We start from the raw sequence: 26,361 nt of genomic DNA on the forward strand, positions 1-26,361 counted from the left end.
ATGGACCGACTGATCTACACGGCGATGACGGGCGCGTCGCAGGCGCTCGACCAGCAGGCGACAGTCGCGAACAATCTCGCGAACGCGTCGACGACGGGCTTTCGCGCGCAGCTCGCGACGTATCGCGCGGTACCGATGAATTTCGGCGACGGCAGCGCGATCGACCCGACGACGACGCGCACCTACGTGCTCGCGTCGACGCCCGGCGCGGATTTCGCGCCGGGTCCGATCACGCGCACCGGCAATCCGCTCGACGTCGCCGTGCAGGGCGCCGGCTGGCTGTCGGTGCAGACGGCCGACGGTAGCGAGGCGTACACGCGCGCCGGCAACCTGCACGTCGACGAGAACGGCCAGCTCGTCAACGCGAGCAACCTGCCGGTGGTCGGCAACGGCGGCCCGATCTCGGTGCCGCCGAACGCGGAAGTGACGATCGGCAAGGACGGCACCGTTTCCGCGCTGATGCCGGGCGACCCGCCGACGGCGGTCGCGATCGTCGACCAGATGAAGCTCGTCAATCCCGATCCGGCCACGCTCACGCGCGGCAACGACGGGTTGTTCCGCACCGCCGACGGCAATCCGGCCGACGCCGACACGAACGTGGTCGTCACGCCGAATTCGATCGAAGGCAGCAACGTCAACCCGGTGAGCGCGATGGTCGCGATGATCGACAACGCGCGCGCGTTCCAGCTTCAGTCGAAGCTGATCCAGACGGCCGACCAGAACGAGCAGTCGGCGAACCAGCTGCTCAACTTCAGCTGAGCGCCCGCGCCAGCCCACGCAGGAGACCTTACAAGTGAACCGTTCGCTCTACATCGCCGCCACCGGCATGAATGCGCAGCAGGCGCAGATGGACGTGATTTCGAACAACCTCGCGAACACCAGCACGAACGGCTTCAAGGCGTCGCGCGCGGTGTTCGAGGATCTGCTTTACCAGACGATCCGCCAGCCCGGCGCGAACTCGACGCAGCAGACCGAGCTGCCGTCGGGCCTGCAGCTCGGTACCGGCGTGCAGCAGGTCGCGACCGAGCGCCTGTACACGCAGGGCGGCCTCACGCAGACCGGCAACTCGAAGGACGTCGCGATCAACGGCTCGGGCTTCTTCCAGGTGCTGATGCCGGACGGCACGAACGCGTACACGCGCGACGGCTCGTTCCAGACCAACGCGCAGGGCCAGCTCGTCACGTCGAGCGGCTACCAGATCCTGCCGGCAATCACCGTGCCGCAGAACGCGCAGTCGCTGACGATCGGCAAGGACGGCGTCGTGTCGGTCACGCAGCCGGGCTCGGGCAACGCGGTGCAGATCGGCTCGCTGCAGATCGCGACCTTCATCAACCCGGCCGGCCTCGAGGCGCGCGGCGAGAACCTGTTCTCCGAGACGACGTCGTCGGGCGCGCCCAACGTGTCGCAGCCGGGGCTGAACGGCGCGGGCGTGCTCAACCAGGGTTATGTCGAAGCGTCGAACGTGAACGTCGTGCAGGAGCTCGTCAACATGATCCAGACGCAGCGTGCCTACGAGATCAACAGCAAGGCCGTGACGACGTCCGACCAGATGCTGCAGACCGTCACGCAGATGAAGACCTAACCGGAACACCCCGTCGTCGCCATGAAGCAGGTTCGCCTCCTCCCGTCAGCCACCGTCCGCGCCGCATGCGCGGTCGCGGTGGCGGCGCTCGCCGGTTGCGCGCAGATCCCGCGCGATCCGATCATCCAGCAGCCGATGACGGCGCAGCCGCCGACGCCGATGTCGATGCAGGCGCCCGGCTCGATCTTCAACCCCGGCTACGCGGGGCGGCCGCTGTTCGAGGATCAGCGGCCGCGCAACATCGGCGACATCCTGACGATCGTGATCGCGGAGAACATCAACGCGACGAAATCGTCGGGCGCGAACACGAACCGGCAGGGCAACACCGACTTCAACGTGCCGACGGCCGGCTTCCTCGGCGGGCTGTTCGCGAAGGCGAACCTGTCGGCGTCCGGCAACAACAAGTTCGCGGCGACGGGCGGCGCGAGCGCGGCGAACACGTTCAACGGCACGATCACGGTGACCGTCACCAACGTGCTGCCGAACGGCAACCTCGTCGTCAGCGGCGAGAAGCAGATGCTGATCAACCAGGGCAACGAATTCGTGCGCTTCTCGGGCGTCGTCAACCCGAACACGATCTCGGGCGCGAACTCCGTCTTCTCGACGCAGGTCGCCGACGCGCGGATCGAATACTCGGCGAAGGGCTACATCAACGAAGCCGAGACGATGGGCTGGCTGCAGCGCTTCTTCCTCAACATCTCGCCGTGGTGATGACGATGCAGAAGACCCTGTCCAGCCGCCTGTCGTCCCGCGCGCAAGCCTTCGCGCGGCTCGCCGTCGCGTTCGTGGCCGCGGCCTGCGTGTTCGGCGCGGCGCCCGCGCACGCGGAACGCCTGAAGGATCTCGCGCAGATCCAGGGCGTGCGCGACAACCCGCTGATCGGCTATGGCCTCGTCGTCGGTCTCGACGGCACGGGCGACCAGACGATGCAGACGCCGTTCACGACGCAGACGCTCGCGAACATGCTCGCGAACCTCGGCATCTCGATCAACAACGGGTCGGCCAACGGCGGTTCGTCGTCGCTGAACAACATGCAGCTGAAGAACGTCGCGGCCGTGATGGTGACCGCCACGCTGCCGCCGTTCGCGCGGCCCGGCGAGGCGCTCGACGTGACCGTGTCGTCGCTCGGCAATGCGAAGAGCCTGCGCGGCGGCACGCTGCTGCTCACGCCGCTGAAGGGCGCGGACGGGCAGGTGTACGCGCTCGCGCAGGGCAACATGGCGGTCGGCGGCGCGGGGGCCAGCGCGAACGGCAGCCGCGTGCAGGTGAACCAGCTCGCGGCCGGCCGGATCGTCGGCGGCGCGATCGTCGAGCGTTCGGTGCCGAACGCGATCGCGCAGATGAACGGCGTGCTGCAACTGCAACTGAACGACATGGACTACGGCACCGCGCAGCGGATCGTGTCCGCGGTCAATTCGAGCTTCGGCCCGGGCACCGCGACGGCGCTCGACGGCCGTACGATCCAGCTCGCCGCGCCGGCCGACTCGGCGCAGCAGGTCGCGTTCATGGCGCGGCTGCAAAACCTCGACGTGAGCCCGGACAAGGCCGCAGCGAAGGTGATCCTGAACGCGCGCACCGGCTCGATCGTGATGAACCAGATGGTCACGCTGCAGAGCTGCGCGGTCGCGCACGGCAACCTGTCGGTCGTCGTCAACACGCAGCCGGTCGTGTCGCAGCCGGGGCCGTTCTCGAACGGGCAGACGGTGGTGGCGCAGCAGTCGCAGATCCAGCTCAAGCAGGACAACGGCGCGCTGAAGATGGTGACGGCCGGCGCGAATCTCGCCGACGTCGTGAAGGCGCTGAACACACTCGGCGCGACGCCGGCGGACCTGATGTCGATCCTGCAGGCGATGAAGGCGGCCGGCGCGTTGCGTGCCGACCTGGAGGTCATCTAAATGGCAGCCACGCTCCCGAATGCGAACGACCTCACGCAGCGCTTCGCGCTCGACGTGCAGGGTTTCGACGCGCTGCGCGCGCAGGCGAAGCAGTCGCCGCAGGCCGGCGCGAAGGCCGTCGCCGGGCAGTTCGACGCGATGTTCACGCAGATGATGCTCAAGAGCATGCGCGACGCGTCGCCCGATGGCGGGCTGTTCGATTCGCATACGTCGAAGATGTACACGTCGATGCTCGACCAGCAGCTCGCGCAGCAGATGTCGACGCGCGGGATCGGCGTCGCCGACGCGCTGATGAAACAGTTGCTGCGCAACGCGGGGCAGGGCACGGGCGGCGACACGGCGGCCGATGTCGGCGCGGGCGGCCTGGGCGCGGGCGGCCTCGGCACGGCCGGCAACGAAGGCAGCCTCGCCGCGATGAACGCGATGGCGCGCGCGTATGCGAACGCGGCCGGGAACAACGGCGGGCTCGCCGGCGCGCGCGGCTATTCGGGCGGCAGCGCGCTGACGCCGCCGCTGAAAGGCGCGAGCGGTGCGCCGGACGCCGACGCGTTCGTCGACCGCCTCGCCGCGCCGGCGCAGGCCGCGAGCGCGACCACGGGCATCCCGGCGCGCTTCATCGTCGGCCAGGCCGCGCTCGAATCGGGCTGGGGCAAGCGCGAGATCCGCGCGGCCGACGGCTCGACCAGCTACAACGTATTCGGCATCAAGGCGAGCAAGGGCTGGACCGGCCGCACGGTGTCGGCGCTGACGACCGAGTACGTGAACGGCACGCCGCGCCGCGTGGTCGCGAAATTCCGCGCGTACGACTCGTACGAGCACGCGATGACCGATTACGCGAACCTGCTGAAGAACAATCCGCGCTACTCGGGCGTGCTGAGCGCGAGCCGCAGCGTCGAGGGCTTCGCGCACGGGATGCAGAAGGCCGGTTACGCGACCGACCCGAACTATGCGAAGAAGCTGATCTCGATCATGCAGCAGATCGGCTGACGAACCAGGGCCTGTTCCTGCTGATAACAGGCCCCAGCCACCGCCAGTTGGCCCCTTTCGGACCGCGCCCGGCAGCCTGCCGCGCGCGGTTTCAACGTTTGCGCGAAAAAAATCGGCAAATCGATCTAAACTTTCGGTCAGCACTGCCGCTAAGTGTGAGAGACCTGCGACCGGGCCCCCGTTCTGGCCCGGTTTTACTGCGCACCGGTTGCCCCGGGCGCCCATGACAAGAAAGACCGGCTAGCCATGAATATCGAAACGTCGACCGACCCCAGCCTGGATGCAGGTCACTCCGGGCCCGACTATGCCCGCCGCAATCCGCTGGAAATTGGCGTGCAACTGCGCAACCTCGTGAACCGCGGCGATTTCCTGACCGTCCAGTATCCGGGCGGCCAGCTCGTCACGCGCCTGCTCGAGGTCGACGTCGGCGCGCGGACGTTCACGTTCGACTGGGGGGCGCTGTCCGAGCAGAACGCCGGCATCCTCGGCGCGTCGCACTGCACGTTCGCGGCCTCGCCGGAGGGCGTGCGCGTCGAATTCACCACGGGCACGCCGCGCGAGACGCGCTACGAGGGGCTGCCCGCGTTCGTCGCCGATTTCCCCGAAGTGCTGATGTGCATCCAGCGCCGTGAATATTTCCGCGTCGATGCGCCGATCGTCGATCCGTTCCTGTGCCGCGGCAAGCTGCCGGACGGCGAGAGCTTCCTGTTCGAGGTGCACAACCTGTCGCTCGGCGGCGTGGGGCTGCGCACGGCCGACGAACGCGTCGAGGCGCTCGAGGTCGGCACGCTGCTGCCCGACGTCGAACTCGAGCTGACCGGCCACGGCAAGCTGTCGCTCGACCTGCAGCTCGTGTCGCAGCGCTCGACGCAGATGCCGAACGGGTCGCGGCGCTACCAGCTCGGCTTCCGCTACATGTCGCTGCCGGGCAGCGCCGAGAACACGCTGCAGCGGCTGATCACGCAGCTCGAGATGAAGCGCCGCTCGCTCGCGCGGGCCTGACGCACACGCGGTCGCCGGCCTCGCACGGGCCGCCCGCGTACCACGGCCGGCCCCGCCCGCCGGACGCTTCGACCCGCGACGCACGAGCGCGCGCCGCGCGTGCATTTTTCCCTCAATTTTTTCGATCCGCGGCCGTTATACCGGGAGTCACGCAACCCGGCGGCCGCAGCGCGGCCGGCTCATCAGGATCGCGCATGTCCAACACACTCATGAACCTCGGCGTCAGCGGCCTGAATGCCGCGCTCTGGGGCCTCACGACGACCGGCCAGAACATCAGCAACGCCGCGACGCCGGGCTATTCGGTCGAACGACCGGTCTATGCCGAGGCGAGCGGCCAGTACACGAGCAGCGGCTACATGCCGCAGGGCGTCAGCACCGTCACCGTGCAGCGGCAGTACAGCCAGTACCTGAGCGACCAGTTGAACGGCGCGCAGACGCAGGGCGGCGCGCTGTCGACGTGGTATTCGCTCGTCACGCAGTTGAACAACTACGTCGGCAGCCCGACGGCCGGCATCTCGACCGCGATCACGAGCTACTTCACCGGGCTGCAGAACGTCGCGAACAGCGCGTCCGACTCGTCGGTGCGACAGACCGCGATGAGCAATGCGCAGACGCTCGCGAACCAGATCACCGCGGCCGGCCAGCAGTACGACGCGCTGCGCCAGAGCGTGAACACGCAGCTGACGAGCACCGTCACGCAGATCAACGCGTACACCGCGCAGATCGCGCAGCTCAACCAGCAGATCGCGTCCGCGAGCAGCCAGGGCCAGCCGCCGAACCAGCTGATGGACCAGCGCGACCTCGCGGTGTCGAACCTGTCGAACCTCGCGGGCGTGCAGGTCGTGCGCAACAGCGACGGCTACAGCGTGTTTCTCGCGGGCGGCACGCCGCTCGTCGTCGCGAACAAGAGCTACCAGCTCGCGACCGTCGCGTCGCCGTCCGATCCGAGCGAGCTGACCGTCGTGTCGCAGGGGATCGCCGGCGCGAACCCGCAGGGGCCGAACCAGTACCTGTCGGACGCATCGCTGTCGGGCGGCACGCTCGGCGGCCTGCTCGCGTTCCGCAGCCAGACGCTCGACCCCGCGCAGGCGCAGCTCGGCGCGATCGCGACCAGCTTCGCCGCGCAGGTCAACGCGCAGAACGCGCTCGGCATCGACCTGTCGGGCAATGTCGGCGGCAACCTGTTCACGACCGGCTCGCCGATCACCTACGCGAACCAGGGCAACACCGGCAACGCGGCGCTGTCCGTGTCGTTCGCGAACGCATCGCAGCCGACCACGAGCGACTACACGCTGTCGTACGACGGCGCGAACTACACGCTGACCGACCGCGCGAGCGGCACGGTGGTCGGCTCGTCGACGTCGATGCCGGCTTCGATCGGCGGGCTGAACTTCTCGTTCTCGTCCGGCTCGATGAGCGCCGGCGACAAGTTCACCGTGCAGCCGACGCGCGGCGCGCTGAACGGCTTCGGCCTCGCGACGTCGAACGGCTCGGCGATCGCGGCGGCGGCGCCGTACGTACCGTCGGCCACCACGACGAACACGGGCACCGGGACGATCGGCGCTCTGTCGGTCACGAGCGCAACGGCCGCGGCCAATGCGCACAATTACACGATCACGATGGGCGGGACGTCGGCCGCGCCGTCCTACACGGTCACCGACAACACGGCCGTGCCGCCGACGACCACCGCCGCGCAGCCGTACCAGTCCGGCTCGCCGATCACGCTGACGGCCGGCGTCACGGTGACGGTATCGGGCACGCCGGCGGTGGGCGACACGTTCAAGGTCGCGCCGAACACGGGCGGCACGAACGACGGCAGCAACGCGCTCGCGCTGTCGAAGCTCGTCAACTCGAAGTCGTTCGCCAACGGCTCGACCACGCTGACCGGCGCGTACGCGAACTACGTGAACAGCATCGGCAACACGACGAGCCAGCTGAAGTCGTCGAGCGCCGCGCAGACCGCGCTGGTCGGCCAGATCACGTCCGCGCAGCAGTCGGTGTCGGGCGTGAACCAGAACGAGGAAGCGGCCAACCTGATGCAGTACCAGCAGCTCTACCAGGCGAACGCGAAGGTGATCCAGACGGCGTCGACGCTGTTCCAGACCGTGCTCGGCCTGTTCAACTGATTTCGGGGATCGAAGCGATGCGGATTTCCACCACCCAGTTCTACCAGATGAACGTCGCTCAGATGAGCGACCAGCAGGCGCAGCTCTCGCAGCTGTACCAGCAGATCTCGAGCGGCGTGAGCCTCGCGACGCCGGCCGACAACCCGCTCGGCGCGGCGCAGGCCGTGCAGCTGTCGATGACGTCGGCGACGCTGTCGCAGTACGCGTCGAACCAGAACGCCGCGCTGTCGTCGCTGCAGAAGGAAGACCAGACGCTCATCAGCGTCAACAACCTGCTGAACAGCATTCATACGGTCGTGATCCAGGCCGGCGACGGCTCGATGTCCGACAGCGACCGCTCGGCGCTGTCGACGCAACTGCAGGGCTATCGCGACCAGCTGCTGACGCTCGCGAACTCGACGGACGGCTCGGGCAATTACCTGTTCTCGGGCTTCCAGTCGACCACGGCGCCGTTCTCGAATGCGCCGGGCGGCGGCGTGACGTACAGCGGCGATACGGGCACGCGCCAGGTGCAGATCGCCGACACGCGTGCGATCTCGCAGGGCGACAACGGCGCGAACGTGTTCCTGTCGGTGCCGATGCTCGGCAGCCAGCCGGTGCCGCTCGCCGGCGCGACCAACACGGGCACCGGCACGATCGGCGCGGTGTCGATCACGAGCCCGTCGGCCGCGACCAACGCGCACCAGTTCGCGATCACGTTCGGCGGCACGGCGGCCGCGCCGACCTATACGGTCACCGACAACTCGGCCGTGCCGCCGACCACGACCGCCGCGCAGCCGTATTCGGCCGGCGCGGGGATCGCGCTCGGCAACGGCCTGTCGGTGCCGGTGTCGGGAACGCCCGCGCCCGGCGACACGTTCACGGTCACGCCCGCGCCGAAGGCCGGTACCGACGTGTTCGCGGCGCTCGACACGATGATCGCCGCGCTGAAGGTGCCGATCAGCAGCAACACGACTTCCGCGGCCGCGCTCGCGAACGCGATGACCACCGGCACGACGAAGCTGAACAACATGATGACGAACGTCCTCACCGTGCAGGCGTCGGTCGGCGGCCGCGAGCAGGAAATCAAGGCGATGCAGACCGTGAACCAGACCAACACGCTGCAGGTCAGCAGCAACCTGGCCGACCTGACGAGCACCAACATGGTGACGACGATCAGCCAGTTCCTGCAGATGCAGAACGCGCTGTCCGGCTCGCAGAAGGCTTACGCGCAGCTTCAGAACCTGTCGCTGTTCCAGTACATCAATCCTTGATGCACGGGGCGCCGGCGGCGATGTGAGCACACGCTTGCATCGCCGCCGGCGCCATCCGCCGCCCGCGCGCAACGCACGGACGGCCGCTTCACCGGGCCGCGTGGCCGCGCACCGGTTCGCGCATGCGGCAAGCCGCGTCCCGCGCCTGTCGGCCCCGCTTGTCAGTCCCGCTTGTCAGTCCCGCTCGTCAGCCCCGCGTGTCAGGCCGCTTGCCAGCCTTATTCGCGCTCCGTAAACTCGCGCCAGATTCCAGACCGGCGCGCCCTCCGCAGCCGGCGACAGACCGACAGGAGCCCCTTCCCCATGTCCGATTCCTACTTCCCGCGCTGGCGGGTGCAATCGACCGGCGCGGCGTCGCGCGTGGTCGGCCCCGACGAGCGCCTGCCGTGGCCGCAGATGGTCGCGATGGGCGTGCAGCACGTCGTCGCGATGTTCGGCTCGACCGTGCTCGCGCCGCTGCTGATGGGCTTCGACCCGAACCTGTGCATCTTCATGTCGGGCATCGGCACGCTGCTGTTCTTCGCGCTGGTCGGCGGCCGCGTGCCGAGCTACCTCGGCTCGAGCTTCGCGTTCATCGGCCTCGTGATCGCGGTGACGGGCTACGGCGGCAGCGGCCCGAACCCGAACATCCCGGTCGCGCTCGGCGGGATCGTCGCGTGCGGCGTCGTGTATGTCGCGCTCGGCGCGCTGGTGCAGGTGATCGGCACGCGCTGGATCGAGACGCTGATGCCGCCCGTCGTCACCGGCGCGGTCGTCGCGGTGATCGGGCTGAACCTCGCGCCGATCGCGGTCAAGGGCGTATCGGCGTCGACCTTCGATTCGGTGATGGCGCTCGTCACGGTGCTCTGCGTCGGCGGCGTCGCGGTGTTCGCGCGCGGGATGATGCAGCGCCTCCTGATCCTCGTAGGGCTTGCAATCGCGTACGCGATCTACGCGATCGCGACCAACGGGATGGGCCTCGGCAAGCCGATCGACTTCGCGATCGTCGGGCATGCCGCATGGTTCGGCGTGCCGGCGTTCCGCGCGCCGGTGTTCGACCCGCACGCGATGCTGATGCTCGCGCCGATCGCGGTGATCCTCGTCGCGGAGAACCTCGGCCACATCAAGGCCGTCAGCGCGATGACGGGGCAAAACCTCGACCGCTACGTCGGCCGCGCGTTCATCGGCGACGGCCTGGCGACGATCGTGTCGGGCAGCGTCGGCGGCACGGGCGTCACGACGTACGCGGAGAACATCGGCGTGATGGCCGTCACGCGGATCTACTCGACGCTGGTGTTCGCGGTCGCCGCGCTGATCGCGATCGGGCTCGGCTTCTCGCCGAAATTCGGCGCGGTGATCCAGACGATCCCGGGCCCCGTGCTCGGCGGCGTGTCGATCGTCGTGTTCGGGCTGATCGCGGTCACGGGCGCGCGAATCTGGGTCGTCAACAAGGTCGACTTCTCCGACAACCGCAACCTGATCGTCGCGGCCGTCACGCTCGTGCTCGGCGCCGGCGACTTCTCGCTGAAGATCGGCGGCTTCGGGCTCGGCGGGATCGGCACCGCGACGTTCGGCGCGATCATCCTGTACGCGATCCTGCGCCGGGAAAAGGAGCCGGGCCCGGTGCTGTGAGCCGCCGCGCGGATCATGGCCGCGGGCCCCGGCGATCGTCGGACGTCACGGGTTGGGCTGCACCGAAAACGTAATCGGCCATGCGAAGGTCCCGTCCTTCGCCTTCCGCGCGAACACGAAGCGATAGGTCACCGTGAAGGTCGTGTTGAGCGCCGTATACGGCACGGCGATCTTGCCGCCCGTCGGCGGAAGCACGACCTTGCTGCCGATTCCGCTGATCTCGATCGAGCTGAACTGCGCCTGGCTGGCGGCGGCAACCTGCACCAGCACCGTGTAACCGGCCCGGTCGTTGGTCTGGACCGCAAGCGTCGTCCCCGTGGCGTTGTTGACGTTCGGCACGTTCAGGTAGCCGATGCTCGTGTCCTTGTTCGCGATCACGAGCTGGGCCGGACTGGTCGCCTTGATCCGCGCATACGCCTGGACCGTTGCGCCGACCTGCAGCGACCGGTTGGCCTGCTTCGCATCGGTCTGGCCTGGCGCGGCGCCGAGCAGCGCGATCGATAGCGCTGCCATCGCGGCAAACAGCCTTCGCGCGCGGCGGGCGGCCCGCTGCGGTGCGACAGACGCCGCGCGGGTCCGTCCGCATGGGCTGCACCGCGATGCGGCGGCGCTCGCTGTCTCGGTTCGATTCATGATCTGCCCCGTTGTCTGAGTCCGTGGTGCTAGTAGTTGATGGTGATCGTGATGTGCGGGTCCGCGTATCCGCCCGGCACGACGTTCTGGCCACCGCGGATCAGCCCGTACACGGTTGCGTTGACGGTTCCGGCGCCGTTGATCTTGCCCCACGAAATCACCGACGTGCCGCTCGTGCCGTCACCCCAGATCGACGTGTGCGCGCTGTCGAGATACAGGTTGTAGCCCAGCGTCTGCGTGCCGCCGGTCCTCGTCATCAGGCGATTGGCGAAGGTACCGCCGCCCGCGCTCGCCGTCACCGCCGGCGAGGGGTTGCCGTTGCCGCTGCAGTTGACCGAGATCGTGATCGCGGAGGTGGCGGCATTGAGCGTGTCGTACGTGCCGAACACCATCGACGACGGCACATTCATCGTGCAGGTCGTCGCCGCGAGCGCGGGCAGCGAGGCCAGCACGGCCGCGCCGGCCGCGAGCACCGTCGCGGCGGCGCGCAGGGGCGTCGGCCGGTCACGCCGCCCGGCATGCTTGCAATGTCTCATGGTGTGACTCCCTTGCAAAGATGGGTGCCCAGGTCCGGCAGCGGATCGTCGCCGGCGGGAAAGCGGACGGTCAGGTCGCATTGCTGGTCGCGCCACGTCGCGCGCAGGCGGTTCTGCTCCGACAGTCCGGTGAGATAGACGACGCCGTCGTGGCCGACCGGGAAGGCTTCCTTCTGCCCGGCAACCGTGACGATCGCGCCTGCCGGCAAGTGAGCGCCGTTCTCGAGATCGAGCGTGAGCACCGCACCGCGCGAGCGCGAGACCGGAAACTCGAGCGCCATGCCGCTGCGGAAATAGGGCACTGCGTCGAGCTTCAGCGTGCCGATCTTCGCGTCGAACGGCAGGTCGGCCTGCTCGATCGAGATCGGATTGCTTTCGTACGCGCGCAGCCGCGGCAGCAGCGCGACGCCGTTGGCGTCGGTGTGCGCGACGAGCTGGTTGTCCGCGAGGATGCCGACGTTGGCGAAGCCAGGCACCTTGACGAGCGCGAAGCTGTCCGTGATCTGCCGCGACAGCCGTGCGGTGCCGTCGACGAACGCGATGCCGCCCGCCGCGTTGGCGCGTACGCCGGCCCGGCCGCGATAGGCCGCGGCCTCGACGCTGTAGGTGCCGGTGCGCGTTTGCAGCGTCGCGCTCGCATCCTGCGTGTTGTTGCCGGCCTGCAGCGAGTAGCCGAATCCTTCGCCGACCGGCAGGCTGCGCTGCACTTGCGCGAGCATGTCGGTGGCGCCCTGCTGGTGCGTCATCGTGACGGACGCGCTCGTGCGGTTGTCGATCGGTATCGTCCATGCGACGCCGACGGTCGTCGCGCCCGAGCCGCCCAGCGGCTTGCTGACGCTGACGTTGGCGAAGCCGAAGCGCCCGAGCTGAACGCTGTAGCTGAGCGACAGCAGCTGAACCTTGTAGCCGCCGCGATCGTCGACGAACACGTGCGCGAGGCCGAGCGAGCCGAAGCGGCCCATCCCGACGCCGATGTTGAAGCTCGTCAGCAGCTTCGGCGCGAGCGTGCCCGGTTCGAGCCCGATCTGGGCGAAATGCGGCGTGGCCCATTGCGCGTGCGCGCCGATGTCGACGAGGCCGGACTGGCTCTCGACACCGATCGTCGCGAGGGCGCCCGGGCCGTCGGCGCTGCGGCTCGCCGCCGCGGACGCATTGACGACGCCGAGCGGCCCGGCCAGCACCACGCCGCCGACGCCGAGGTTCTGCCGGGACGCTTCGGCTTCGGCGTGGATCTCGCCGGTGAACCGGTCGGTCACGCCGATCCGGTGCGTCGCGCTGGCGAACCATCGCCCGTAGTTGTTGCTCGCCAGGCCGAAATCCCGCCGCTCCTTGCCGACCTCGTACGAGAAGTCCTGCATGCCTTTCTTGAGGAGATTCGCGCTCGCGTAGAACGATTGGGTGATCACCTGCTCGCGGCCCATGACGTCGCGCACCACGACCCGCACGTCGCCCTGGCCGGTCACCACGGGCACGTTGTTGATCGCGAACGGGCCGGGCGCGACGTCGCGCGTCGACGTGAGCGCGTTGTTGACGTAGACGTCGACGGTCGACGGCAGCACGGCCTGCCCGCTCACGCCCTGGAGCGGAATCGTGACGAGCCCGGGCTGCGTCGCGAAATTGGTCGCGTACTGAATGCCGCCGAAGCGGATCGCGCGGCCCCACATGCCGGGGCGGCTGATCGCGTCGCCGACGCGCAGGCTCGCGAGCTTGCCGGGCCGATCGGTCGTCCACGTGGTTTCGAGGCGCGTCAGCCGCCGGGTCGGGCCCGACTCGTCCGCGAGGAACGTGCCGACGCCGACGCCGAAGCGGTTGAAGAAGCCGAGCTCGAACAGGCCCGAGCCGTGCGTCTGGCCCGCGGCCTGCTCCGCGAGCAGGTCGTAGTTGAAGAAGCCGCCGATGCCGGGCTCGACCGCGCTCGCGCGGTGCCTGTCGGTCTCGTCGAAGGTCGCGCCGACGAATGCCTGGGCCGGGACGCTGATCGCCATCGTCAGGTTTTGCTCGTCGACCGTGTACGCGAGCCCCGCGATCGCTTTCAGCCGGTAGAACGGCGCGTCGTTGCCGGCCAGCGGCGCGACGTCCGGCAGCCTGAGCCGCCAGCGTTTCAGGTCGTCGGCCGACACGTAGAATTCGCCGTCGGCAGCCTTGATCAGCAACGCCGTTTCGTCGAGCCCCTGCCGGTTGATGTCGATCTGATACAGCAGCTCGGCCGGGCCGCCCGCAGCGCCGTGCGCGGCTTGTGCCGCCGGTGCCGCCGGTGTTGCGACGAGGCGTTCTTCCGCGAGTGTCATCTGCGTGCTCGTGAGGATCGCGATCAGAAGCGCCGCCTTAGCGGGCGTTCGGCGCGATCGTCGAATCGATGTCGCCCGCATCGGAGTAGCCGACCAGATGCAACCCGGAAGCAACGGCCGGCGCGGTTCCTGCGCCGGGCTTGAACATCAGTTCCCGCGACTGGCCCGGCAGGACGTAGGCGAATTCCGCATGCGTGGCGACGGGACGATCGCTGCCCGGCGCGAACAGCGCGAGGTTCGCCACCTGCGCATGCGCGGTGCCGTCGTTGGTTACGCGCAGCGCGAGCCCGCCCGTGCCGCCCGGACGCGGCTCCGCTGCCCAGCGCAGCCGCGCGGCGGTTTCGGTGGCCGGCTTGACGAAGATCGGCAGGCTCATTTCCAGCGCGATCTGCACGCCGGCGAAGCCCGGCTTCGGTGCGCGCGGAATCTCTTGCAGATAGAGCCGGTAGCCGGTTTCCTGATCCGAGGCTGGCGCGTGCCGCAGGCCGATGCGCACGACCTGCGAACCGCCGGGCGCGATCGTGAAGATGGGCGGGGCCGCAATCAGGTCGCCGGTGGACGCGTAGACGTCGTCGCCCGCGTTCTGCGACCACGCAACGGTGCGCAGTTGGACGACCACGGGTTCGTCGGACGACTCGTTCCTGACCATGAGCGCGACGCTCCGTTGCGCCGCGGATAGCTCGACGCGAACGGGAGACACGGTGAAGTCGGTTGCCTGGCTGTCGACGCATGCGGCGGCGAGCGTCACGGCCGCGATCCAGGTCGCGAGTTTGCACACGTTCTGTTTCATGACAGATCCACCTCCAAGGGATTCGCTTCGCCACGCGCGGCGGCCGCCGGTCGGGAGGGCCCGTGCATGCGGGATGCGGCGGGCCCCCGTGCGGCACTAAAACGTCACGGTGACCGTCACCGTATCGGCGTAGTTGCCCGGCACCGCATTGGGCTGATCGGGGACCTTGCCGTAGACGGTCTTGGTGATCGCCTGGGCCATCGCCATGCCTGCGCCCGTGCCGTTGACGGTGTCGGTCGGCGGCGTGTTGCCCCAGACGACCGTGCGGTTCGAATCCTGGTACAGCGTGTAGTTGAGCTGGTTCGAGCCGCTCGTCATGATGCGGTTGGCCACCGTCGCGCCGGACGTGGTGCCCGCATTCAGTCCGATGTTGAAATTCGTGCCGTTCGTACAGCGGACCGTGACCGCCGACTGCGCCGTCTGATCGCCGGTGCCCGGCGTGTAGGCGGGGAAGGTCAGCGCGCTCGCCGAGTCGATCAGGCAGGTTGCGTTGACGGTGGCGGACACGCCGAACGTCGAGCTGGCTTGCCCAGCCGATGCCGAGACGGCCGCGCAAGCGAGCGATGCGGCAAACGCCGCCTTGGTCAGTAAGGATTGCGTCATGATGGGTTTCTCCCTTGAAAGCTGGAATGTGCGGCCGGTGCGACGAGAGGGTCGTTCGGGACGGAATCTCGATCGTCCGGATGCGCAATGGGTCTTCTGGCTGGGTCGGAATCGGGTCGTTTGCTGGGTGGGCACCTCCTTCGTGTCGGTATGCGCCGGCCGGACCGGCGTGGCGCCTGGGGCTCGGGAGGTCTGGCCTCGGCGCTGCGGGGCGTACGACATCCCGCAGCCGTCGCCGCCCGCGGCAATGCCCGCGCGAACGGCGCGGATCGTCGTCGTGGCGCGCATGCGCCCGGCAGGGGCTTCCCGGGGTCGCCTATCGAATCGAGGCGTCGTGACGTCGGATGACGGTGCGGACCGTGTCGGCGCATCGGGCGTCGACGGCGCGAAGTCGCGCCGCCGGCATCAGCCGATGCGTCACAGGAGCAGTGATAGGAACAGTGAGGCGAGACAGCAGCCGTGTGACGGCCGATATGATTTTCGACATGATTTCCCCGACCTGCTTGATGAATATTTGTCGCCTGCATCGAGCCGCTCGCCCGTGCAGTCGTCGTTGTCTGCACGGCTGCATGAGCAAGCAGCGGGCCAGCGCGCGGATTGCCGCGCGGACAGGGGCTGAGCGGTCGCTGCTTGCAGCCGTGCAACGTGTCGGACGCGGCAATGTTTCAGGCGTGAAACGTGCGGCGGCAGAGCCGGTCGGCGGCGCGCCGTGCCCGGTGCGGAACGGCCGGACTGACGGGGGATCGCCGGTGCGGCGCGACGGCGATTCCGCTGGGGAAACGGATGCGACGCGTCCGGAATGGTTTCAGCCTTGCAACACGTGCGGGGAGGGGCGGCGGCGCATCGCTGCCGTTTCGATCAGGTGTCGGGTGCGCGGCGCGTCATGCGTTCGCATTCGACTGCGCTTCCAGCCATGCGCAGAACTGCGCGACGAGCGGATCGTCGGCCGGCGCGCGCGGCGCGATCCACCAGTAGCTGCGCGTCGCGATGCGCGGGCCGGGCAGCGGCATCACGAGCCGGCCGCTCGCGAGCTCGTCGTCGATCAGCGGCAGCGGGCCGAGCGCGACGCCGAGCCCGTCGACGGCCGCCTGCAGCGCCAGGTAGAAGTGGTCGAACGACTGCCGCTTGCGCCCCTTCATCACGACGCCGGCCGCCGCGAACCAGTCGCGCCAGCCTTCCGGCCGCGTATCCGAATGAAGCAGCACGTGCCGGGCGAGGTCGTCCGCGCGCGCGATCGGCGCGCGCTTGAGCAGCGCCGGGCTGCAGACCGGAATCACGCTTTCGTCGAGGAAGTGGCCGCTCGTGCAGTTCGGCCAGTGGCCGGGGCCGCGGCGGATCGCGACATCGAAGCCGTCGAGCGCGTCGAGCGGCGCGTTCGACGTCGACAGCTTCAGCTCGACGTTCGGCACGTCGCGCTGGAACCGCGACAGGCGCGGCAGCAGCCATTTCATCGCGAAGGTCGGCAGCGCATTGATGCGCAGCACGCGCGCCGCGCCGGTGTTGCGCAACTGCTCGGTCGCGTGCGCGATGCTGTCGAACGCCGCGCGCACGGTGTCCAGGTAACGGCGGCCTTCGTCGGTGAGCTTCACGCGCTTGCCGTAGCGGTGGAACACCGGCTTGCCGAGCCACGCCTCGAACGCGGCGATCTGCCGGCTGATGGCACCGTGAGTCACATGCAGCTCGTCGCCGGCGGCGCTGAAGCTTTCATGTCGTGCCGCGGCTTCAAAGGCCCGAAGCGCGGAAAAGGGCGGGAGATCGCGTGCCATGCTTGTGATTCTAGATCACAAGGGCGCGCCGATAAAATCGTTTTGCCGGGATCGGGAACGGCGGTAACCTCGGCTGACCGTTTAATGAGGATCCCCATGCAATCCGTTTCCCCGCCGCCTGCTGCGTCGCCCCGCAGCGTCGGTCTCGCCGAGCTGTTCACCGGTTTCCTGTCGCTCGGCCTCATGTCGTTCGGCGGCGCGCTGCCGTTCGCGCGGCGCACGATCGTCGACGAGCGCAAGTGGCTCTCCGCCGACGAATTCACCGATCTGCTCGGCCTGTGCCAGTTCCTGCCGGGCGGCAACGTGATCAACCTGTCGGTCGCCGTCGGCATGCGCTTTCGCGGCGTCGCCGGCGCGTTCGCCGGCATTCTCGGGCTGATCGCAGGCCCGACGCTGGTCGTCGTCGCACTCGGCGTGCTGTACGCGAAGACGCAGAACGATCCGCACGTGCAGCACCTGTTCGCGGGGCTCGCCGCCGCGGCCGCCGGGCTGCTCGTCGCGATGGCCGTGAAGGTCGCGAAGCCGCTGCGGCATGCGCGCGCGGCGGCCGGTATCGCGGCGCTCGCGTTCGTCGCGATCGCGGTGCTGCGCATCCCGCTGCTGACCACGATGCTCGTGCTGACGCCCGTCAGCGTCTGGTTCGCGTCGCGGCGCCGCGACGCGGGCACGCCGCAGTCGGCGCAGGCTTCGGTACGCGATACGCAGCCGGGAGGCCGGCCATGAACGACACGCTGGTCGCGATCGCGACGATTTTCAGCCAGTTGTCGCTGCTCGCGTTCGGCGGCGGCAACACGATCCTGCCCGAGATGCAGCGGCAGGTCGTCGACGTGCATCACTGGATGAGCGCGCACGAGTTCACCGCGTTGTTCGCGCTGGCCCAGGCGGCGCCCGGGCCGAACATGATGATCGTGTCGCTGGTCGGCTGGCACGTGGCCGGCTGGGCCGGGCTGCTCGTCGCGTCGCTCGCGAAGTTCGGTCCGTCGTCGATCGTCACCGTGCTCGCGCTGCATGCGTGGGAGCGCTTTCGCGATCGGCCGTGGCGCCGCTACGTGCAGCAGGGGATGATGCCCGTCACGGCCGGGCTCGTCGCTGCGAGCGCGGTGCTGATCTCCGCGGCGTCGAACCGCACGGCGATCCAGTGGGGCATCACGGCCGCGTGCGCGGTGCTCGCGTGGCGCACGCGCATCCATCCGCTGTGGCTGCTCGCGGGCGGCGCACTGATCGGGCTCACGGGCTTCGGGCAGTGAGTTGCCGTGCAGCCGGCCGTTGCCGGCTGCGACCGCAGGCTACTGCGACGCGGGCAGGTCGCTGTTCACGATACCGAGCAGCCGGCCGCGCTCGCTGCCGACATCGTCCGTCACGGTCGGCCAATCGACCACGTAACCCGCGTCGAGCGCATCGCGCATGATCGTCCCGAAGTCGGCCTTCGCGAGCCTGCCGCCGCGCAATGCGTCGGCCACCTCGTGCTTCAGCTTCGGCGTGAACGACGGATAGGCGGCCACCAGCGCCGCATACTGGCGCGCATCGATCTCGCCCGATTCGCGGTTGAACGCCCAGACGGCCACCAGCACGATCGCGGCGAACGGGATCACGGTGTAGCGCAGGAAAAACTTCGCGAGTGTCATTCGAAGGCTCGGTGAAGAGGCGCGGGGCGGCGGCCGGGTCATCGGCGGGCCGCGGCCGGGCCGGTATACTCGGCCGGCTCATCGGCGGTGAAACGCACCTTGTCGACACGTTCCGGCCGCCTGCGGTGCGCGGCGGGAACCGGCATCCCGACGGCGAGCATTATATTGGCGCGCGGCACGCGGCGATGCGCGGCCGCGCAGTGCCGGCGGCGTCCCGCGCCGGCCGGCAGGACTGAATTTCGCCTGAATTTCGCCTGAATTTCGCACCGCCCGCCGCGCGCGGCCGGGCGGCGCGCACCACCGGAGGATCGATGGATCTCGACGGCGCCAGCCGCAATCTCACTGTCGCCGCGTTGCTGACGCTGTCCGGCGGCTACCTCGACGCGTACACGTACGTCGGCCATGGCCACGTGTTCGCGAACACGATGACCGGCAACGTCGCGCTGCTCGGCATCAACCTGTCGGCCGGCGAATGGGCCGCCGCGCTGCATCACGTGCCGCCGCTCGTCGGCTTCGTGATCGCGGTGTTCGTCGCGCACCTGCTCGGCCTCGTCGCGCAGCGCGGCTGGATGCGGCACACGGCGTTCGCGAGCCTGATCGTCGAGATCGCGTTTCTCGGCGTCGCCGCGAGCGGCCTCGTCGGCGCGTCGAGCGCGTGGCTGATTCCGGGCATCTCGTTCGTCGCGACGCTGCAGACGCTGTCGTTCACCCATCTCGAGGAACTGTCGTACACGTCGGTGATGACGACCGGCAACCTGCGGCGCGCCGCGCAGAAGCTGTTCGTCGGGCTGATCCCGCGCTACGACGCGGGTGCGCTGCATGATTCGGCACTGCTCGCGACGATCAGCTTCTGCTTCCTGGCCGGCGCGGTGGCCGGCGGCCTCGTGACGCGGCTCGTGCCGGACGTCGCGCTGTGGGGTGCCGTGCTGCTGCTTGCGGGCGCGTTCGCGGAGATCGTGCGGCGCGCGTGGCGTCGCGCGGGGAACGGCGGAGGTGGCGACAACGGCGACGGCGGGGCGGCGCAAACGGCCTGAAGACCTGACGGCGCGCTTCATGCGGCAGCGGTTGGCGCCGCGTTTCGGATTGACCTAATCGCCGTATCACTACGTCACCGCTTCATCAATTCACCGATCCGCCGATCCGCCGATCCGCCGAAGCGCTGATCCACCGATCCACCGATCCACCGATCCACCGATTCACCGATCCACCGATCCACCGATTCACCGGCGCACCCGGACGCGAGCCGGTTGCGCCGGCCGCACCAACCCTCCCGCCGCGATACGCCCTTTACCGCGCCGCACCCTCGCCGATCCTTACAGCACCGCGCGCACGCGCCGGTCCCGTCGCGAACCGTCCCGCCGGCGCGCGAGGCAAGCCCGGCACGGGAAACGTTGTTCCCGGGCGACAATCGCGCGATTACCACGTATTTCAATTTCTTTCAGCGATTGCACTCGTCATATGATTCAGACCACATCGTGCGCGCCAAGAACGTGTGCGATCGCCACCCGGCTGCGCACGCGGCCGGCAATGAACGGAGACACCTACAAAAAGGAAAGCTCATGAAGCAGACCACCCGACTCGCAGCCATCGCAGGGGGCGCCGCGCTCGCATTCGCCAGCCAGTACGCGGCCGCACAAAGCTCGGTCACGCTCTGGGGCGTCGCCGACGTCAGCGTTCGTTACCTGACCAACGCGAACGCCAAGAACGACGGCCTGCTGTCGATGACCAACGGCGCGATCACCAACAGCCGCTTCGGCATCTACGGCACGGAAGACCTCGGCAGCGGCCTGAAGGCCGTGTTCAACCTCGAAAGCGGCGTGAACCTGCAGAACGGCGCATTCGCCGACAGCGGCCGCCTGTTCAACCGCGCGGCCTACGTCGGCCTGCAGAGCCCGTACGGCACGGTGACCCTCGGCCGCCAGAAGACGCCGCTGTTCGACCTGCTGTCGGATACCTACGATCCGCTGACGGTCGGCAACTACCTCGAAAATGCGTGGCTGCCGGTCGCACTCGGCGGCGGCCTGTATGCGGACAACCAGATCAAGTACACGGGCAAGTTCGCGGGCCTGACCGCGAAGGCGATGTACTCGACGGGCACCAACTACGAATCGACCGGCGCCGGCGGCTTCTCGGGCCAGATCCCGGGCTCGCTCGGCAAGGGCAATGCGTGGGGCGTGTCGCTGTCGTACGTGATGGGCCCGCTCAGCATCGCGGCCGGCGCGCAGCAGAACAGCGACAACTCGGCGCGCAAGCAGACCATCTATCACGCGAACGTCGTGTACGCGTTCAGCAAGGCGAAGGTCTACGCGGGCTACCTGCGCTCGAAGGACGACACGGGCTTCGTCGACAGCCTGCTCGCGCAGCAGACGATTCCGGTCGCGAAGGGCACGGGCCGGATCGACGACGGTCCGTTCGCGGGCGTGAGCTGGCAGGTCAGCACGCCGCTGACGCTGACGGGCGCGTTCTACTACGACCACATGCGCAATGCGATGACCGCGAACGGCACGCTCGCGAGCGGCAACCGCTACGCGGTCGTCGGCATCGCCGAGTACGCGCTGAGCAAGCGCACCGAAGTCTACGGCACCGTCGACTTCAACAAGACGAACGGCGCGGCGAACGTCGAGCTGCCGGGGCGCAGCAACCAGACGGGCATCGCGATCGGCCTGCGCAATATCTTCTGACGAACGTCGGAACGCACTTGCCGGCATTCGTCCGGCACGCATCGAAGAGGCGCCGGAAGGCGCCTCTTTTTTTGGTCATGCGGCGTTCATACGCGCACACGACTATTCGGCAATCGCTTCATCACGGAATCCCCGCGCCGTAAGCGATCCGTCGGCATTCCAGAACATACTTTTACAGTACGCGCGCAGGCTTTCCGCTACGCTGCGTGCATCGCCCGCTGCGTGCCGCCGTGCACGCGCGTGTGTCGTTCCGGCGGCGTTCGGTGAGCGCGGCCGGCCTGGTGCGTAATTTGTGTATCCGGTGATGACAAACACGGTCTGCCGGTTTTTTTTCGTGGGACGATCCGCCTCACGATTTCTTGAAAAGGGGATGACGATGGGTATCCTGAACACCGTGGGTGAAATCGCCGGCGCAGTGGCGGCAGTCGAAGGCGCGGAAAAGCTGGATCCGGATGCGGGCCTGCTGACCAAGGCGGCAGCGGCCGTCGCCGGCTTCAAGGGTGCCGAGGCGATCGAAGGCATGCTCGAGAAGAAGAAGGAAGACCAGCCCGAGCAGCAGGCAGACGATACGCAGGCGACGGACGGCAGCGACACGTCGCAGGCCTGAGCATGGCGGCTGGTCCGGCCGCGGGCGCGCACTTCGCGCGCCCGGGCGGACCGGTGCCGCGCGGCCGGCAGGTCGGGCATGCGGTCGATCGGTGACGCATGACACACCCGGCAGCTGGTTTGACCGGCGAGAGGCGACGCTTCTCGCCGTTTTTTATGGGGCGCGCGGCATGCGGCGCCGTGCCCCGCACGAATTCCGGAATCTTGCTATCGTGCCGTCATCCGAACTGCGATGAGGCAATGCGATGGATTTCGACTACGACCTGTTCGTCATCGGGGCCGGCTCGGGCGGCGTGAGGCTCGCGCGGATGTCGGCGTCATACGGCGCGCGCGTCGGCATAGCGGAACAAGAGCAGATCGGCGGCACCTGCGTGCTGCGCGGCTGCATCCCGAAGAAGCTGCTCGTCTACGCGTCGCACTACCCGCACGAAGTCGACGACGCGAAAGGCTTCGGCTGGACCTTCGGTGCCGGCACGCTCGACTGGCCCGCGCTGATCGCCGCGAAGGATCGCGAGATCAATCGGCTGAGCGACATCTACATCAACCTGCTGCGGCAATCGGGCGTCGAGATGTACGCGGGGCGCGCGACGCTCGTCGATGCGCACACCGTCGCGATCGGCGCACGCACGATCCGTGCGCGGCACATCGCGATCGCGACCGGCTCGCGTCCGTCGCTGCCGCGGCGGCCAGGCATCGAGCATGCGATCACGTCGCGCGAGGCGCTGTCGCTCGCGACGTGCCCCAAGCGCATCGCGGTAGTCGGCGGAGGTTATATCGCGGTCGAGTTCGCGGGCATCTTCAACGGCTTCGGCAGTCACGTCGACCTGTTCTATCGCGGCGAGAAGATCCTGCGCGGCTTCGACGACGACGTGCGTCAATTCCTGACCGACGAGATGACGAAGCAGGGTGTGGCGATTCATTCGCGCGCGGTGGTCGAATCGATTTCCCGCGCGGACGACGGCACGCTGAGCGTGCGCGTCGGCGATGCGCGGCACGGGCCGTACGACGCGGTGCTCTATGCGACCGGCCGCGTGCCGAATGTCGACGGGCTCGGGCTCGAACAGGCGGGCGTGCTGCTCGACGCACGCGGCGCGATTGCCGTCGATGCGTATTCGGCGACGTCGGTCGCGTCGATCCATGCAATCGGCGACGTCACGTCGCGACCGCAGCTCACGCCGGTGGCGACGCGCGACGGCGCGCTGCTCGCGCGTACGCTGTTCGGCGGGTCGCGCGTCGCGGCCGATCACGAATGGGTGCCGTCGGCCGTGTTCAGCCAGCCCGAGGTCGCGACGGTCGGCCTCACCGAGGCCGATGCCCGTCGCGCGCACGGCGACGTCGACATCTACCGTACGTCGTTCAAGGCGCTGCGCCATACGCTGTCGGGTCGCGACGAGCGCACGATGATGAAGCTCGTCGTCGCGCGCGACAGCCAGCGCGTGATCGGCGCGCACATGGTCGGCCGCGACGCGGGCGAGATCATCCAGGGGGTCGCGATCGCGATTCGCGCGGGCGCGACGAAGGCGCAGTTCGACGACACGATCGGCATCCATCCGACCGCGGCCGAGGAGTTCGTGACGATGCGGCAGAAGCTGGCCGACTAGCGGCGGCGCACCCGCACGGGTGGCGCAAGGGTCGGCCGCGCGTCGGCGTGGCCGTTTTTCATCGGTGCGCCGCGGTGCGCCTCAATGCACGCCGAACGCGTCGAGCATCCGATACCAGCTCATCGCGAGCACCAGCGCCGGCGTGCGCAGCGCCTCGCCGCCCGGGAAATCGCGATGCCGGATCTTGTCGAACAGGTCGAAGCGGCTCGCCTGTCCGTCGATCGCCTCGGCGATCAGCTTGCCCGCGAGCGCGGTCGTGTTCACGCCGTGCCCCGAAAATCCCTGCGCGAAGTACATCGTCGGCGCGATGCGGCCGAAGTGCGGCGCGCGGTTCATCGTGATGTCGACGAAGCCGCCCCATGCGTAGTCGACCTTCACGTCCGCGAGCTGCGGGAACGTCTTCAGCATGTCCGCGCGCATCGCGGCCGCGAGATCGCGCGGCTGCCGCGTCGAATAGCTGACCTTGCCGCCCCACACGAGCCGCGTGTCGGGCGCCGGCCGGAAATAGTCGAGCACGAAGCGGCTGTCGCAGATCGCCGCGCGCGCGGGCATCAGCGCGGCGGCGCGCGCTTTGCCGAGCGGTTCCGTCGCGATCACGTAGGTGCCGACCGGCATGATCTTCTTCGACAGCGCGGGCGCGAGCGTGCCGACATAGGTATTGCACGCGAGCACGACGAAGCGCGCGCGTACGTTACCGCCGCTCGTCTCGACGACGTGGCCGCCCGCGACGTCGCGCACGTGCGTCACACAACTGTCCTCGTGGATGCGCACGCCCGCGCCGGTCGCCGCACGGGCGAGACCGAGCGTGTAGTTGAGCGGATGCAGGTGGCCGCTGTCCGGGTCGTACAGGCCGCCGCAATAGCGGGCGGACTGCACGTAGTCGCCGAGTTCGTCGGCTTCGACGAAATGGAAGCGGTCGTAGCCGAAGCGCTTCGCGGCTTCGTCGCGCCAGCGCTTGAGCGCATCCGCGTCGCGCTCGGTGTTCGCGGCGGTTAGGTAGCCGGGCACCAGCGCGCAGTCGATGTCGTGCTGCGCGATGCGCGACTTCACGAGCGACAGCGTTTCGAGCCCCATGTCCCAGATGCGCTTCACGTCGCCTTCCGGCATGAATTGCCCGAACGTGTCGATGTCGCATGCAAAGCCGCCGATCAACTGTCCGCCGTTGCGGCCGCTCGCCGCCCATCCGACCCGCGACGCTTCGAGCACGATCACCGAATGGCCGCGCTCGGCGAGGTTGAGCGCGGCGGACAGGCCCGTGAGGCCCGCACCGATCACGCACACGTCGGCGTCGGTCGCGCCGGCGAGCGGCGCGTGGCGGGTCGTATCGTTGGCGGTCGCCGCGTAGTAGGACGCGACGTGCGGCTGGTTGGCGAATGTCTGCATGGTCGGGAAAAGGGAGAAAGAGGGCTCAGAACAGCTCGCGCACGCGGTGGTACAGCATCCCGAGTTCGAGCGCGGGTTGCCGCCATGCGTCGCCGCCGGGGAAGCGCCGGTGACGCACGCGCGCGAACAGGTCGAACGCGCGCGTGTCGCCCGCGATCGCGCCGGCGATCGCGCGTCCGGCGATGCCGGTGAGCGCGACGCCGTGCCCGCTGAAGCCCTGGACGTAGAAGAAGTTCGGATCGAGCGTGCCGAAGTCCGGCGCGCGGTTGCGCGTGACGTCGACGAAGCCGCCCCACGCGTGCTCGACGCGCACGTCGCCGAGCTGCGGGAACACGCCGACCATCCGTTGCCGGATCGTTTCGGCGAGCGTGGCGGGCGACGCGCCGGCCGAATTCGCGCGGCCGCCGAACAGCATCCGGTGGTCGGCCGATAGCCGGAAGTAGTCGAGGAAGAAGTTGTTGTCGCACACGGCTTCGCGCCGCGCGATCAGCGCGTCGGCGCGTGCCTGGCCGAGCGGCTCGGTCGCGATGATGTACGACGCGATCGGCGCAATACGCGCGGCGGTCGCGGCCGGCAGCACGCCGCCCGGGCCCGCGTTGCAGCACGACACGACGAAGCGGCAGCGCACCTCGCCCGACGGCGTGCGCACGACGGGCCGCGCGCCGCGCACGATGTCGAGCGCGGGCGTGTGCGCATACAGTGCGACGCCTTCGCGGCGCGCGGCATCGGCGAGGCCGAGGCAATACTTGAGCGGATGCAGGTGGCCCGACAGCGGATCGTGCACGCCGGCCAGGTAACGCGTCGATGCAATGCGCGCGCGGATTTCTCCGGTGTCGAGCCACGCGAGCGACGGGTGGCCCCAGCGCGAGGTCGCGGCGTTCATCCACGCGCGCAGGTCGTCGATGCGGCGCGGCTTCGTCGCGACCGTCAGGTAGCCGCGCGTGAAGTCGCAGTCGATCCCGTAGCGAGCGATCCGCTCGGCGATCAGCGCGACGCCGTCGAGCGACAGCGACCACGCGGCGCGCGCGCCGTCGGCGCCGAGCTGCCGCTCGATTTCCTCGTCCTTCGCGAAGCCGGTGATCGCCTGGCCGCCGTTGCGGCCCGACGCGCCCCAGCCGGGCCGGTGCGCATCGATCACCGCGACGGACAGCCCGCGCGCGCGGCAGTCGAGCGCCGTCGACAAGCCCGCGAAGCCGGCGCCGATCACGCAGACGTCGACGTCGATTGCATCGTCGAGCATCGTGTCGTCGACCACGGGCCGCGTGACCGTCGCTTCGTAGTACGAGTCGCGCGCGAGCGCATCGGCGCGGCGGGTGAAAGACTGCGTCATGAAACCGACTCCCTCGAAAAGGCTGCCACGGCACGCGACCTGCCGGCAGCCGCCCCAGAAAAC

At 68.8% G+C, this 26,361-nt stretch carries 24 protein-coding genes; 15 read left to right on the forward strand and 9 right to left on the reverse strand.

Annotated features, from left to right (window positions below; all coding sequences use genetic code 11):
• From flgF to JYG32_RS15450, 9 genes are all read left to right on the forward strand, one after another.
• Positions 1-759 carry a flagellar basal-body rod protein FlgF gene (gene flgF / locus JYG32_RS15410; RefSeq protein WP_174383106.1) on the forward strand — a complete coding sequence of 253 codons (759 nt, stop codon included), beginning with the start codon at positions 1-3 and terminating at the stop codon, positions 757-759.
• Positions 760-793: 34 nt separating this feature from the next.
• The gene (gene flgG / locus JYG32_RS15415) at positions 794-1,582 is read left to right on the forward strand and encodes a flagellar basal-body rod protein FlgG (protein ID WP_174383105.1); all 789 of its coding nucleotides are present in this window, start codon (positions 794-796) and stop codon (positions 1,580-1,582) included.
• Positions 1,583-1,603: 21 nt separating this feature from the next.
• A complete protein-coding gene (gene flgH, locus JYG32_RS15420) occupies positions 1,604-2,293 on the forward strand; it encodes a flagellar basal body L-ring protein FlgH (protein ID WP_174383104.1) in 690 nt (229 codons plus the stop codon).
• 5 nt (positions 2,294-2,298) lie between these two features.
• A complete protein-coding gene (locus tag JYG32_RS15425; protein ID WP_433960829.1) occupies positions 2,299-3,477 on the forward strand; it encodes a flagellar basal body P-ring protein FlgI in 1,179 nt (392 codons plus the stop codon).
• Complete coding sequence (gene flgJ / locus JYG32_RS15430; RefSeq protein ID WP_213264000.1) at positions 3,478-4,464, forward strand: flagellar assembly peptidoglycan hydrolase FlgJ; 987 nt, start codon at positions 3,478-3,480, stop codon at positions 4,462-4,464.
• 246 nt (positions 4,465-4,710) lie between these two features.
• Positions 4,711-5,466 (forward strand): flagellar brake protein, encoded by a 756-nt coding sequence (locus JYG32_RS15435; protein ID WP_174383102.1) that lies wholly within the window; start codon positions 4,711-4,713, stop codon positions 5,464-5,466.
• A gap of 194 nt (positions 5,467-5,660) precedes the next feature.
• Positions 5,661-7,592: a flagellar hook-associated protein FlgK gene (flgK, locus tag JYG32_RS15440; protein ID WP_213264001.1), complete on the forward strand. Its 1,932-nt coding sequence runs from the start codon at positions 5,661-5,663 to the stop codon at positions 7,590-7,592.
• Between the two features lie 17 nt (positions 7,593-7,609).
• Positions 7,610-8,845, forward strand: a complete 1,236-nt coding sequence (gene flgL / locus JYG32_RS15445) for a flagellar hook-associated protein FlgL (protein ID WP_213264002.1) — start codon at positions 7,610-7,612, stop codon at positions 8,843-8,845.
• 303 nt (positions 8,846-9,148) lie between these two features.
• On the forward strand, positions 9,149-10,456 hold the full coding sequence (locus JYG32_RS15450; RefSeq protein ID WP_213264003.1) for a solute carrier family 23 protein: 1,308 nt from the start codon (positions 9,149-9,151) through the stop codon (positions 10,454-10,456).
• 45 nt (positions 10,457-10,501) lie between these two features.
• Here JYG32_RS15450 and JYG32_RS15455 read toward each other — a convergent pair whose 3' ends face one another.
• From JYG32_RS15455 to JYG32_RS15480, 6 genes are all read right to left on the reverse strand, one after another.
• Entirely contained in the window at positions 10,502-10,969 is a 468-nt protein-coding gene (locus JYG32_RS15455) for a hypothetical protein (RefSeq protein WP_249744555.1), read from the reverse strand.
• Between the two features lie 149 nt (positions 10,970-11,118).
• Positions 11,119-11,625 carry a Csu type fimbrial protein gene (locus JYG32_RS15460; protein ID WP_213264005.1) on the reverse strand — a complete coding sequence of 169 codons (507 nt, stop codon included), beginning with the start codon at positions 11,623-11,625 and terminating at the stop codon, positions 11,119-11,121.
• On the reverse strand, positions 11,622-13,913 hold the full coding sequence (locus tag JYG32_RS15465) for a fimbria/pilus outer membrane usher protein (RefSeq protein WP_249744556.1): 2,292 nt from the start codon (positions 13,911-13,913) through the stop codon (positions 11,622-11,624). The genes JYG32_RS15460 and JYG32_RS15465 overlap by 4 nt, the downstream gene beginning before the upstream one ends.
• A gap of 37 nt (positions 13,914-13,950) precedes the next feature.
• A complete protein-coding gene (locus JYG32_RS15470) occupies positions 13,951-14,703 on the reverse strand; it encodes a fimbrial biogenesis chaperone (protein ID WP_213264006.1) in 753 nt (250 codons plus the stop codon).
• 96 nt (positions 14,704-14,799) lie between these two features.
• Positions 14,800-15,306, reverse strand: a complete 507-nt coding sequence (locus JYG32_RS15475; RefSeq protein ID WP_174381861.1) for a Csu type fimbrial protein — start codon at positions 15,304-15,306, stop codon at positions 14,800-14,802.
• A gap of 881 nt (positions 15,307-16,187) precedes the next feature.
• Positions 16,188-17,072, reverse strand: coding sequence for a transcriptional regulator GcvA (locus JYG32_RS15480; protein WP_213264007.1), 885 nt, complete (start codon positions 17,070-17,072; stop codon positions 16,188-16,190).
• A gap of 96 nt (positions 17,073-17,168) precedes the next feature.
• Here JYG32_RS15480 and JYG32_RS15485 point away from each other — a divergent pair, with 96 nt between their 5' ends.
• Positions 17,169-17,795, forward strand: a complete 627-nt coding sequence (locus JYG32_RS15485; protein WP_213264008.1) for a chromate transporter — start codon at positions 17,169-17,171, stop codon at positions 17,793-17,795.
• Positions 17,792-18,319, forward strand: a complete 528-nt coding sequence (locus tag JYG32_RS15490) for a chromate transporter (protein ID WP_174381858.1) — start codon at positions 17,792-17,794, stop codon at positions 18,317-18,319. The genes JYG32_RS15485 and JYG32_RS15490 overlap by 4 nt, the downstream gene beginning before the upstream one ends.
• A gap of 39 nt (positions 18,320-18,358) precedes the next feature.
• Here the strand turns inward: JYG32_RS15490 and JYG32_RS15495 are convergent, their stop codons facing one another.
• Complete coding sequence (locus JYG32_RS15495; RefSeq protein ID WP_213264009.1) at positions 18,359-18,697, reverse strand: hypothetical protein; 339 nt, start codon at positions 18,695-18,697, stop codon at positions 18,359-18,361.
• Positions 18,698-19,008: 311 nt separating this feature from the next.
• Between JYG32_RS15495 and JYG32_RS15500 the strand changes: the two genes are divergently transcribed.
• The 4 genes from JYG32_RS15500 to gor all read left to right on the forward strand — a co-directional run bounded on the left by JYG32_RS15500 (position 19,009) and on the right by gor (position 23,585).
• Positions 19,009-19,731: a YoaK family protein gene (locus tag JYG32_RS15500; protein ID WP_213264010.1), complete on the forward strand. Its 723-nt coding sequence runs from the start codon at positions 19,009-19,011 to the stop codon at positions 19,729-19,731.
• A gap of 525 nt (positions 19,732-20,256) precedes the next feature.
• Positions 20,257-21,378 (forward strand): porin, encoded by a 1,122-nt coding sequence (locus JYG32_RS15505; protein WP_048248353.1) that lies wholly within the window; start codon positions 20,257-20,259, stop codon positions 21,376-21,378.
• A 376-nt stretch (positions 21,379-21,754) separates the two neighbouring features.
• On the forward strand, positions 21,755-21,985 hold the full coding sequence (locus tag JYG32_RS15510) for a hypothetical protein (protein WP_174381863.1): 231 nt from the start codon (positions 21,755-21,757) through the stop codon (positions 21,983-21,985).
• Positions 21,986-22,229: 244 nt separating this feature from the next.
• Positions 22,230-23,585: a glutathione-disulfide reductase gene (gene gor, locus JYG32_RS15515; RefSeq protein ID WP_213264011.1), complete on the forward strand. Its 1,356-nt coding sequence runs from the start codon at positions 22,230-22,232 to the stop codon at positions 23,583-23,585.
• Positions 23,586-23,666: 81 nt separating this feature from the next.
• Here the strand turns inward: gor and JYG32_RS15520 are convergent, their stop codons facing one another.
• Positions 23,667-24,968 carry an NAD(P)/FAD-dependent oxidoreductase gene (locus JYG32_RS15520; RefSeq protein WP_213264012.1) on the reverse strand — a complete coding sequence of 434 codons (1,302 nt, stop codon included), beginning with the start codon at positions 24,966-24,968 and terminating at the stop codon, positions 23,667-23,669.
• 25 nt (positions 24,969-24,993) lie between these two features.
• A complete protein-coding gene (locus JYG32_RS15525; protein WP_213264013.1) occupies positions 24,994-26,298 on the reverse strand; it encodes an NAD(P)/FAD-dependent oxidoreductase in 1,305 nt (434 codons plus the stop codon).
• Positions 26,299-26,361 lie beyond the last annotated feature (63 nt).

It is taken from the genome of Burkholderia pyrrocinia, assembly GCF_018417535.1.
In the GTDB taxonomy this organism is placed as follows: domain Bacteria; phylum Pseudomonadota; class Gammaproteobacteria; order Burkholderiales; family Burkholderiaceae; genus Burkholderia; species Burkholderia pyrrocinia_E.

Bases quoted from the DNA above. Each gene is read 5' to 3' on its own strand.
- flgF (WP_174383106.1), top strand. From the start codon at position 1: ATGGACCGACTGATCTACACGGCGATGACGGGCGCGTCGCAGGCGCTC.
- flgH (WP_174383104.1), top strand. From the start codon at position 1,604: ATGAAGCAGGTTCGCCTCCTCCCGTCAGCCACCGTCCGCGCCGCATGC.
- JYG32_RS15425 (WP_433960829.1), top strand. From the start codon at position 2,299: ATGCAGAAGACCCTGTCCAGCCGCCTGTCGTCCCGCGCGCAAGCCTTC.
- flgJ (WP_213264000.1), top strand. From the start codon at position 3,478: ATGGCAGCCACGCTCCCGAATGCGAACGACCTCACGCAGCGCTTCGCG.
- JYG32_RS15435 (WP_174383102.1), top strand. From the start codon at position 4,711: ATGAATATCGAAACGTCGACCGACCCCAGCCTGGATGCAGGTCACTCC.
- flgK (WP_213264001.1), top strand. From the start codon at position 5,661: ATGTCCAACACACTCATGAACCTCGGCGTCAGCGGCCTGAATGCCGCG.
- flgL (WP_213264002.1), top strand. From the start codon at position 7,610: ATGCGGATTTCCACCACCCAGTTCTACCAGATGAACGTCGCTCAGATG.
- JYG32_RS15450 (WP_213264003.1), top strand. From the start codon at position 9,149: ATGTCCGATTCCTACTTCCCGCGCTGGCGGGTGCAATCGACCGGCGCG.
- JYG32_RS15455 (WP_249744555.1), bottom strand. From the start codon at position 10,969: ATGGCAGCGCTATCGATCGCGCTGCTCGGCGCCGCGCCAGGCCAGACC.
- JYG32_RS15460 (WP_213264005.1), bottom strand. From the start codon at position 11,625: ATGAGACATTGCAAGCATGCCGGGCGGCGTGACCGGCCGACGCCCCTG.
- JYG32_RS15465 (WP_249744556.1), bottom strand. From the start codon at position 13,913: ATGACACTCGCGGAAGAACGCCTCGTCGCAACACCGGCGGCACCGGCG.
- JYG32_RS15470 (WP_213264006.1), bottom strand. From the start codon at position 14,703: ATGAAACAGAACGTGTGCAAACTCGCGACCTGGATCGCGGCCGTGACG.
- JYG32_RS15475 (WP_174381861.1), bottom strand. From the start codon at position 15,306: ATGACGCAATCCTTACTGACCAAGGCGGCGTTTGCCGCATCGCTCGCT.
- JYG32_RS15480 (WP_213264007.1), bottom strand. From the start codon at position 17,072: ATGGCACGCGATCTCCCGCCCTTTTCCGCGCTTCGGGCCTTTGAAGCC.
- JYG32_RS15485 (WP_213264008.1), top strand. From the start codon at position 17,169: ATGCAATCCGTTTCCCCGCCGCCTGCTGCGTCGCCCCGCAGCGTCGGT.
- JYG32_RS15490 (WP_174381858.1), top strand. From the start codon at position 17,792: ATGAACGACACGCTGGTCGCGATCGCGACGATTTTCAGCCAGTTGTCG.
- JYG32_RS15495 (WP_213264009.1), bottom strand. From the start codon at position 18,697: ATGACACTCGCGAAGTTTTTCCTGCGCTACACCGTGATCCCGTTCGCC.
- JYG32_RS15500 (WP_213264010.1), top strand. From the start codon at position 19,009: ATGGATCTCGACGGCGCCAGCCGCAATCTCACTGTCGCCGCGTTGCTG.
- JYG32_RS15505 (WP_048248353.1), top strand. From the start codon at position 20,257: ATGAAGCAGACCACCCGACTCGCAGCCATCGCAGGGGGCGCCGCGCTC.
- JYG32_RS15510 (WP_174381863.1), top strand. From the start codon at position 21,755: ATGGGTATCCTGAACACCGTGGGTGAAATCGCCGGCGCAGTGGCGGCA.
- gor (WP_213264011.1), top strand. From the start codon at position 22,230: ATGGATTTCGACTACGACCTGTTCGTCATCGGGGCCGGCTCGGGCGGC.
- JYG32_RS15520 (WP_213264012.1), bottom strand. From the start codon at position 24,968: ATGCAGACATTCGCCAACCAGCCGCACGTCGCGTCCTACTACGCGGCG.
- JYG32_RS15525 (WP_213264013.1), bottom strand. From the start codon at position 26,298: ATGACGCAGTCTTTCACCCGCCGCGCCGATGCGCTCGCGCGCGACTCG.